This window comes from Bradyrhizobium sp. 62, assembly GCF_023073035.1.
In the GTDB taxonomy this organism is placed as follows: Bacteria; Pseudomonadota; Alphaproteobacteria; order Rhizobiales; family Xanthobacteraceae; genus Bradyrhizobium.
Genome location: NZ_JADPIT010000032.1, coordinates 44,278 through 52,678, shown reverse-complemented (window position 1 = coordinate 52,678; position 8,401 = coordinate 44,278). Strand labels below are relative to the sequence as shown.

Annotated in this window: 11 protein-coding genes; 6 read left to right on the top strand and 5 right to left on the bottom strand. The window is 63.6% G+C overall.

Annotated elements, in window-relative coordinates; all coding sequences use genetic code 11:
* Positions 1 to 3,213: response regulator (locus IVB47_RS29635; RefSeq protein WP_247466729.1), on the top strand; the 3,213-nt coding region annotated here is incomplete at its 5' end.
* A gap of 13 nt (positions 3,214 to 3,226) precedes the next feature.
* Positions 3,227 to 4,717 carry an HWE histidine kinase domain-containing protein gene (locus IVB47_RS29630; RefSeq protein WP_247466726.1) on the top strand — a complete coding sequence of 497 codons (1,491 nt, stop codon included), beginning with the start codon at positions 3,227 to 3,229 and terminating at the stop codon, positions 4,715 to 4,717.
* Here IVB47_RS29630 and IVB47_RS29625 read toward each other — a convergent pair.
* Positions 4,714 to 4,935, bottom strand: a complete 222-nt coding sequence (locus tag IVB47_RS29625; protein ID WP_018456200.1) for a hypothetical protein — start codon at positions 4,933 to 4,935, stop codon at positions 4,714 to 4,716. The two genes, IVB47_RS29630 and IVB47_RS29625, sit on opposite strands and share 4 nt — an antisense overlap.
* A 138-nt stretch (positions 4,936 to 5,073) precedes the next feature.
* Here IVB47_RS29625 and IVB47_RS29620 point away from each other — a divergent pair, with 138 nt between their 5' ends.
* Together IVB47_RS29620 and IVB47_RS29615 are read left to right on the top strand one after the other, a co-directional pair.
* Positions 5,074 to 5,331 carry a hypothetical protein gene (locus tag IVB47_RS29620; RefSeq protein ID WP_247466721.1) on the top strand — a complete coding sequence of 86 codons (258 nt, stop codon included), beginning with the start codon at positions 5,074 to 5,076 and terminating at the stop codon, positions 5,329 to 5,331.
* Positions 5,332 to 5,426: 95 nt separating this feature from the next.
* The gene (locus IVB47_RS29615; RefSeq protein WP_247438972.1) at positions 5,427 to 5,675 is read left to right on the top strand and encodes a hypothetical protein; all 249 of its coding nucleotides are present in this window, start codon (positions 5,427 to 5,429) and stop codon (positions 5,673 to 5,675) included.
* A gap of 92 nt (positions 5,676 to 5,767) precedes the next feature.
* Here the strand turns inward: IVB47_RS29615 and IVB47_RS29610 are convergent, their stop codons facing one another.
* Together IVB47_RS29610 and IVB47_RS29605 are read right to left on the bottom strand one after the other, a co-directional pair.
* The gene (locus IVB47_RS29610; protein ID WP_247438969.1) at positions 5,768 to 5,977 is read right to left on the bottom strand and encodes a hypothetical protein; all 210 of its coding nucleotides are present in this window, start codon (positions 5,975 to 5,977) and stop codon (positions 5,768 to 5,770) included.
* Positions 5,978 to 5,995: 18 nt separating this feature from the next.
* Positions 5,996 to 6,217, bottom strand: a complete 222-nt coding sequence (locus IVB47_RS29605) for a hypothetical protein (RefSeq protein WP_247439131.1) — start codon at positions 6,215 to 6,217, stop codon at positions 5,996 to 5,998.
* A 115-nt stretch (positions 6,218 to 6,332) separates the two neighbouring features.
* Between IVB47_RS29605 and IVB47_RS29600 the strand changes: the two genes are divergently transcribed.
* Together IVB47_RS29600 and IVB47_RS29595 are read left to right on the top strand one after the other, a co-directional pair.
* Complete coding sequence (locus IVB47_RS29600) at positions 6,333 to 6,545, top strand: DUF3072 domain-containing protein (RefSeq protein ID WP_027568672.1); 213 nt, start codon at positions 6,333 to 6,335, stop codon at positions 6,543 to 6,545.
* A gap of 86 nt (positions 6,546 to 6,631) precedes the next feature.
* A complete protein-coding gene (locus IVB47_RS29595; RefSeq protein WP_247466718.1) occupies positions 6,632 to 6,937 on the top strand; it encodes a DUF6496 domain-containing protein in 306 nt (101 codons plus the stop codon).
* Positions 6,938 to 6,943: 6 nt separating this feature from the next.
* Here IVB47_RS29595 and IVB47_RS29590 read toward each other — a convergent pair whose 3' ends face one another.
* Both IVB47_RS29590 and IVB47_RS29585 read right to left on the bottom strand, forming a co-directional pair.
* Positions 6,944 to 7,306 carry a hypothetical protein gene (locus IVB47_RS29590; protein ID WP_027568670.1) on the bottom strand — a complete coding sequence of 121 codons (363 nt, stop codon included), beginning with the start codon at positions 7,304 to 7,306 and terminating at the stop codon, positions 6,944 to 6,946.
* A 269-nt stretch (positions 7,307 to 7,575) separates the two neighbouring features.
* Positions 7,576 to 8,401 (bottom strand): PDZ domain-containing protein (locus IVB47_RS29585; protein ID WP_247466713.1); only part of this gene is annotated, 826 nt, incomplete at its 5' end.

Here is an 8,401-nt window from a genome sequence, read left to right as displayed (position 1 = left end):
GCCGGCACCTGGAAGGATCTCACCGACACCGTCAACTTCATGGCGGCGAACCTGACCGAGCAGGTCCGCGGCATCGTCAAGGTGGTGACCGCGGTCGCCAATGGCGACCTCAAGCAGAACCTCACCGTGAAATCGAAGGGCGAGGTCGCGGCGCTCGCCGATACCATCAACAACATGACCGAGACGCTCGCGACCTTCGCCGACCAGGTGACGTCGGTGGCGCGCGAGGTCGGCGTCGAGGGCCGGCTCGGCGGTCAGGCCGACGTGCCCGGCGCCGCCGGCACCTGGAAGGATCTCACCGGCAACGTCAATTTGCTGGCGGCCAACCTCACCTCGCAGGTGCGCGCGATCGCGGAAGTGGCGACCGCCGTGACCAAGGGCGACCTGACGCGGTCGATCCAGGTCGACGCCCGCGGCGAGGTCGCGGAGCTGAAAGACAACATCAACACGATGATCACGAACCTCCGTCTCACGACGGACGTGAACACCGAGCAGGACTGGCTGAAGACCAATCTGGCGAAATTCACCAACATGCTTCAGGGCCAGCGCGACCTCACCACCGTCGGTCGCCTGCTGCTGACCGAATTGTCGCCGCTGGTGAATGCGCATACCGGCGTGATCTATCAGGTCGAGAACGAAGACAGTCCGCGGCTCCTGCTGCTTGCCTCCTATGCCGGCGATGGCGTCTATCCGTATCCGCGCGTGCTGCCATTAGGCGACGGCCTGATCGGCCAATGCGCGCTCGACCGGCGCCCGCGCGTTATTGCGGACATTCCGCCCGACGTGGTGCCGATCAATTCGGCATTGCTTCGCGTCGCGCCGAAGAACCTCGTGGTGCTGCCGGTGCTGTTCGAAGGCCAGGTCAAGGCGGTCATCGAGCTCGCCTCGCTGACCTCCTTCACGACCTCACAGATGACCTTCCTGGAGCAGCTCACGGACTCGATCGGCATCGTGCTCAACTCGATCGAGGCGACGATGCAGACCGAAGGCCTGCTCAAGCAGTCGCAGCAGCTCGCTGGCGAGCTCCAGACCCAGCAGCGCGAATTGCAGCAGACCAACGATCAGCTCGAACAGAAGGCGCAGCAACTCGCCGAGCGCAACGTCGAAGTCGAGCGCAAGAACCAGGAGATCGAGCAGGCCCGCCGCGCACTGGAGGAAAAGGCGACCGAGCTCGCGCTGACCTCGAAGTACAAGTCCGAATTCCTGGCCAATATGAGCCACGAGCTGCGCACGCCGCTGAACTCGATCCTGATCCTCGGCCAGCAGCTCACCGACAATCCGGACGGCAATCTTACCGGCAAGCAGGTCGAATTCGCCCGCACCATCCACGGCGCCGGCACCGACCTGCTCAATCTCATCAGCGACATTCTCGATCTCTCCAAGATCGAATCCGGTACGGTAACGGTCGACGCCGAGGAAATCCTGACCGCGAACCTGCTCGAGACGGTCGGTCGGCCGTTCCGTCACGAGGCGGAGAACCGCAACCTTTCGTTCAAGATCGACGTCGATCCGAACCTCGCGCGCAGCCTCGTCACCGACTCCAAGCGCCTGCAGCAGGTTTTGAAGAACCTGCTCTCCAACGCCTTCAAGTTCACCGCCGAGGGCGAGGTCCGCCTGAAGGTCGCCGCCGCGGTCGGCGGCTGGGGCACGGATCATCCCGTGCTGAACTCGGCGCCGGCGGTGATCGCATTCGAAGTGTCCGACACCGGCATCGGCATTCCCCTGGAGAAGCAGAAGCTGATCTTCGAGGCGTTCCAGCAAGCGGATGCCGGCACCAGCCGCAAATATGGCGGCACCGGCCTCGGCCTTGCGATCAGCCGTGAGCTCGCAAGCCTGCTCGGCGGCGAGATCCACCTGCGCAGCTTGCCGGGCAAGGGCTCGTGCTTCACGCTCTACCTGCCGCTGAAATATTCCGGACCGACGCTCGCGCCCCGCGCGACGCCTCAACAGAGCCAGCCGCCGGCGCTGCAGCCCGCGACAGCCGAACCGCAGCGCGTGATCGAGCAGCTTCCCGACGACCGGCTCAACCTCGAACCCGGCGACAGCATCCTCCTGATCGTCGAGGACGACCCGCATTACGCGCGCGTGCTGGTCGACCTCGCGCGCGACAAGGGATTCAAGGTGCTGGTCGCCGCCCGCGGCGCCGAGGCGCTGGAACTTGCAAAGCAATACCAGCCGAGGGCCGTCTCGCTCGACGTATTCCTGCCTGATATGCTCGGCTGGACCGTGCTGAGCCAGCTCAAGCACAATCCGCTGACCCGCCACATCCCCGTGCAGATCATCACGCTCGACGAGGACCGCCAGCATGCGCTGGCGCGCGGCGCCTTCTCCTTCGTCAACAAGCCGACGACGACCGAGGGCGTCGCGGCCGCGCTGACGCAGATCAAGGAATACGCGCGGCCACGGCGCAAGCGGCTGCTGATCGTCGAGGACAACGAGGCCGAGCAGCTCTCGATCCGCGAGCTCCTGCACCACGACGACATCGAGATCGTGACGACCGGCACCGGTGCCGACGCGCTCTCGATGCTGCGTGAGAACCCCTGTGATTGCGTCGTGCTCGACCTGCGGCTGCCCGACATGACCGGCTTCGAGGTGCTGGACCAGATCCGGAACGACGACGCGCTGTCGAACGTTCCGGTCGTCGTTTTCACCGGCCGCGAGCTGTCGGCCGAGGAAGATGCGGAGCTCCACACCATGGCGCGGAGCATCGTGGTCAAGGGCGTGGAATCGCCGGAGCGCCTTCTTGACGAGACCGCGCTGTTCCTGCACCGCGTGATCACGGAGTTGCCGGTCGAGAAGCAGCGCATGCTCGAGAAGCTGAACAGTTCCGACGAAGACCTGATCGGCAAGACCGCCCTGCTCGTCGACGACGACGCCCGCAACATCTTCGCGCTGTCGAGCGTGCTGGAGCGACGCGGCATGAAGGTGCTGACGGCCACGACCGGCAACGAGGCGGTGGCTCTGGTTGAATCCAATCCGGAGATCGCCATCGTGCTGATGGACATCATGATGCCGCAGATGGATGGCTATCAAACCATCGGCGTCATTCGTGAAAATCCGACCTTCGCCCGTCTTCCGATCATTGCGTTGACGGCCAAGGCCATGAAAGGCGACCGCGAGAAATGTCTCGAGGCCGGCGCGTCCGACTACCTCGCCAAACCCGTCAACACCGATCAATTGCTGCTTGCAATCCGCATGTGGCTGCACCGCTGAGTTGGATGCCCGTATGGACCACGAAAAGGTCAACATCCTCCTCGTCGACGACCAGCCGGCCAAGCTGCTCGCCTATGAGGTGATCCTGAAGGATCTCGGCCAGAACCTCGTGATCGCCTCGTCCGGTCGCGAGGCTCTGGAGGTGCTGCTCAAGACCGAGATCGCGGTGATCCTGGTCGACGTCTGCATGCCCGAGCTCGACGGCTTCGAGCTCGCCGCGATGATCCGCGAGCACCCGCGCTTCCAGAAGACCGCGATGATCTTCATCTCGGCCATTCAAGTCAGCGACATCGACCGCCTGCGCGGCTACGAGATGGGCGCTGTCGACTACGTCCCGGTGCCGGTCGTGCCGGAGGTGCTGCGCGCCAAGGTCAAGGTGTTTGCAGAGCTCTATCGCAAGACGCGCGAACTCGAACGGCTGAACCAGGATCTCGAGGACCGCGTGCGTGCACGCACCGCCGAGCTGGAGAATTCCACCGCAAAGCTCCGCGAGAGCGAAGAGCGGCGCAGCATGGCGATCGCCGCCGGCAAGATGGGTTCGTGGGACTGGGACTGGATCACCGGCGACTGGATGTGGGACGAGGGGCAATACCGCATCTTTGGTGTTGGCCCGGAGAGCTTCGAGGTGAATCCGGCCAACGTTCAGGCGCTGTTGCATCCGGACGACGTCGATCAGTTGCGCAAGGCGATCGCCGAATTCAACAAGGGCACACGCTCCTATGAAACGGAGTTCCGCATCGTGCGGCCCGACGGCGATGTGCGCTGGTGTGTCGGCACGGCCGCCGCCACGGTTGACGAGAGCGGTCGGGTGATGCGCGTCAGCGGCGTGACGGTGGACATCACCGAACGCAAGCGCGCCGAGGAACGGCAGACTCTCCTGGCGCGGGAAGTCGATCATCGCGCCAAGAATGCGCTTGCGCTGGCGCAATCGATCGTGCGCCTCACCCGCGCCGACGAAGTCAAAGCCTATGTCAGCGCCGTCGAGGGACGCATCAATGCACTGGCGCGCGTGCATACGATCCTGTCGCTGTCGAGCTGGCAGGGTGCCGAACTCTCGAAGCTGATCGACGAGGAGCTTGCGCCCTATTCCCTCGGCGGCCAGATCAAATTGGCGGGGTCCGAAGTTCAGTTGCTGCCGGCAACCGCCCAGACGCTGGCGCTGGCCCTGCATGAGCTCTTCACCAACTCGGCGAAGTATGGCGCGCTCTCGACGCGGACGGGACGGCTCGCGATCGGTTGGCAGGTCGAGGATGAGCTGCTCACGCTGACCTGGGAGGAGTCCGGCGGCCCGCTCGTCATGACGCCGAAATCCCGCGGCTTTGGTACGCGGAGCCTGCTTGCGAGCGTCGAGTCCCAGCTCGGCGGGCAGGCGCGATTCGATTGGCGCGCCGAGGGTCTGTTGTGCCGGCTCGATGTGCCGTTGGTCCGCAAGACTGCCGCGACGACCGCGCCCGGCAACTTCGAAGCCGCCAGCTCCGCCGAATTGCAGCGCGCGTCCGGTTAACCGGAGGCCGCACTCTTCCTGCGCTGCGTCGTTTGCGGCTCGCGCGCGACCCGTCCTTCGAGCCAGGCTTCCGTTTGGGCGAGATCGCGCAGAGCCTTGGCATAGCGGCACGCCGCGCTTCGCTCCGCGCCGCGGGGCAGCTTGCGCGCTTTGCGGAGGATGTCCGCGGCGGCGTTGCGATAAGCCAGAGAGCGATAGAGAAAGACCACCTTACCCATATCGAATGTTCCCGTGTTGCGCGGTCATTCTCGCCCACCCGGCATGAACGTCGGATGAAGCGGGCAATAACGATTCCTTCATGCGGGTGGAACCGGCGCGTGTCGCAGGCGTTGCTTGCGAGATCGGGATAGAGTTCCATGCGCGCGAAAAAGTCGTCGGACCTGATCTCTCCGAGCGGGCTCGTCAAGCTGATGACGCACGCCATGATGGGCGCAGCCTTAGGGCTCGCTTTCAGCCTCTTGCTCGTGCTGTCCAATCCAGCCGTCGCCAATTTGCTGAGTCACGGCGGAAGCCAGGCCGTTGTCGTTTTCGCCCTCACATTGGTGACGACGTTCGCGATCGGGGCGACACTCACCGGCGTCGTATTCATCCTCGCAGAAGACAAGCAATCTTGAAGGATGCGAGATTTACCGGAACTTCTTTGTTCGGAACTCCTGCGACGAATAGCAGTTGGCTGCCTGCGTCAATTCAACTCAGGGAGTTCCCGCACATGAAGACCACCAAGCTCGCTCTTGCCGTGATGTTGGCCACCGGCCTCACCGCCGCGCCGTTCGCGGTGCAGGCTAAGTCGCACAAGGCAAAACACGGATCCTCGATGTCATCGTCGCAAACCACCACAGGCGCCAACACCAAGTCCTCCAAGGGTGCTGATCCCTCCGGTCAGGGCGGCTCCGGTCCCGGCTCCGATCAGGGCGGCACCATGACGAACAACAAGGGCGGCATGAGCAACACCAAGTAGGTTTTGTTCGCCCAACTCATAGAGGCCCCGCGATCGCGGGGCCTTTTTGCGTGTTCGAACAAACTTTTCTCGGGCCGCGTTGCGCGCAGGCTTCAGCTCCGATGGCTTCCCAGGATGTCAGGATGGACGCTGCCGGAATCAGCTCTCACCAGATGATCGAGTCGTGCGCGCTTGCGCGCGATCAAGAGCTGGGCCGCGGCGTCGTCGAGCCCCTCCCGTTGCAGCTGCCGGATGGCAGAGCCCAGTTCGAGAATCTCGGCGCGCAGCTTTAGAATCCGGTACGCATCCGGGTCTTCCTCCACCGTGCGCTCCCAAAGCTTTCAGCGGCGCGCGATCACGCGCAGAGGACTACCTGATGCCTTCGCGGAACGAAGGCTCATCCTGTCGCGGACATTCGGCAGGACATCGCCGCCACCTGCAGCCTTCCATTCGCCGATCAGCAGATTGATTTTCCGGCGCAGATCCATCTGCGCCAAGGCCTTCTCTGTGCAGTCGCGATCGCGCTCGACGAGCTCGCGCACGGACGCCTCGACATCGGCCATTTCAAGCCTCAAGGCGCTGATTTTACGTCGAATTTCATTAATTCTGTTGTCCATGACTTGTTAGAACAAAATAAGAACATATAGTCAAGTCACGATTTCAGAAGGGAGAAGCGACATGCAGGTTCAGGGTAAATACGACGCCAAGACTCTCCTCACCGCCAAGACTTTCCTCACCGAGCAGATGACGCGGGCGCAGGGCCTCCGGCTGAAACGGCTGAGCGAAGAGGCGTATCAGCCCGCGCAATATGCGCGGGATCTGTCCTCCAGCGAGGCAGCACGGCGCATTCAGGTGCTGGAAGCCGAGATCGAGCTGGCGGATTCGTTCTAGACTAAGCCGCGTATCCGGGACGTGCATGCGCGCTTTCGGAACCATGCCTGTCTCGGATTGTTTTCCCAGGCCAAGGGAGAACATGCATGGCACGCAAGGCAAAGAAGCGCCGCTACTCGCGCAGCTCCGGCAGCGACGTCGAAGGCGAGATGAAGCGCTACAAGAAGGGTACCGCGAAAAGCGGACCGGGCGGTCGAGGCGGACGCGTGAAGAGCCGCAAGCAGGCAATCGCGATCGGCCTATCGAAAGCGCGCAAGAAGGGCAAGAAGGTCCCGAAGAAAGCCGCGAAGCGAAAGACGTCAAAGAAGACATCTCGGAAAACATCCAAGAAGACTTCGAGAAAGACTTCGAAGAAGACGTCGAAGCGCAAATCCTCCAAACGGTCGCGCTGACCTCCGTCAGATCATGCTGCCCGGCATGAAGCAGCGGATTGAAACGCCGAACGCGGTCTTCACCGGCCACACCATGGTGCGGCCGGCCCGGTTCGGCTCGGTGATCACGGCTTCGTCCGGGACGTCGACCCACTCGCCGTCGAGCCGCACGCGATAATGTCCATTGTGCGAGTCCCAATCGGGATCGGCGACGGCAAACCCATCCGCATCTGAGCAGCACGGACCGAGATGGCTGCGCAGACCGTCGAACCATGGCTTGAGGGGAGAATCCGCGTAGCGGCCGTCGTCACGCCCGAGAGCGATTCCGCCCCACAGCACGAATGGCGCCACGAGCAGCGCAGTCCTCAGCGAGAGCTTCAATCGATCCATGTCGGCACCGATCAAATGCGAATTGCCGGCCGGCTCAGCGGCGGCAAGTTCGAAGTTCCACGCTTGCAATCGTCCCGGCGGCTTCATTGCCGCCGAGTCCCTACGAGATCCGAAATTGTGATGAGCGAACACGGCTTTTTCGGACGAACCGGGTCATCCTCCCTGCCGTTAACGAGAATGTTATCGGCGGACATCCGGAATCCTGAAGGCGAACAGGAAAGGCGGCCCGGGGGGCCGCCTTTTTGGAGTTGCGCCGATGGACGTTCGCCTTATGCGAGCGGCACCGCGACGAAACGGGTCGCCTGCGCGCTTCTGACCTGCAGCAGCACGCTACGCTTGCCGGACGATTTCGCCTGCGCCAGCTCCGAACGGACATCGCCGATATTGGCGACAGCCTTGCCGCCCACATTGAGGATGACGTCGCCGGTCTGGATGCCGCGTTGCGCGGCCGGCCCTTGCGGATCGACTTCAGTGACGACGACGCCCTTCTGGCCGGCGCCCTGCACGTCGCCGGCCGGAGCCAGGCTGAGTCCGAGACGCGGCGGCATGCCGGCATCCGGCTGCGACTTGCCCTCGTCGGCTCTGGCCTGCCGCTCGTTCGGCAACTCGCCGAGCGCCAGTGTCACCGTCTTGCTGTCGCCCTTGTGGACGACGTCGAGCTTCACAGACGTGCCCGGCGCCAGGGTGGCGATGGTGCGAGCGAGATCGCGGGAATCCTTGATCGCGGTGCCATTGACGGCGGTGATGACGTCGCCCGCCTCGATGCCCGCCTTCGCCGCCGGGCTGCCGTCCTGCGGATTGTCGACGATCGCGCCGCGCGCCTCCTTGAGGCCGAGGCTGTCGGCGATATCCGACGTCACCGGCTGCACCTGCACGCCGAGCCAGCCGCGAGTGACCGCGCCCTTGTCCTTCAACTGTGCGACGACGAGCTTTGCAGTCGAGGCCGGAATGTCGAAGCCGATGCCGACAGAGCCACCGGAGGGCGAGAAGATCGCGGTGTTCACGCCGATCACGTTGCCGTTCATGTCGAAGGCCGGGCCGCCGGAATTGCCCTTGTTGATCGGCGCGTCGATCTGGATGAAGTCGTCATAGGGA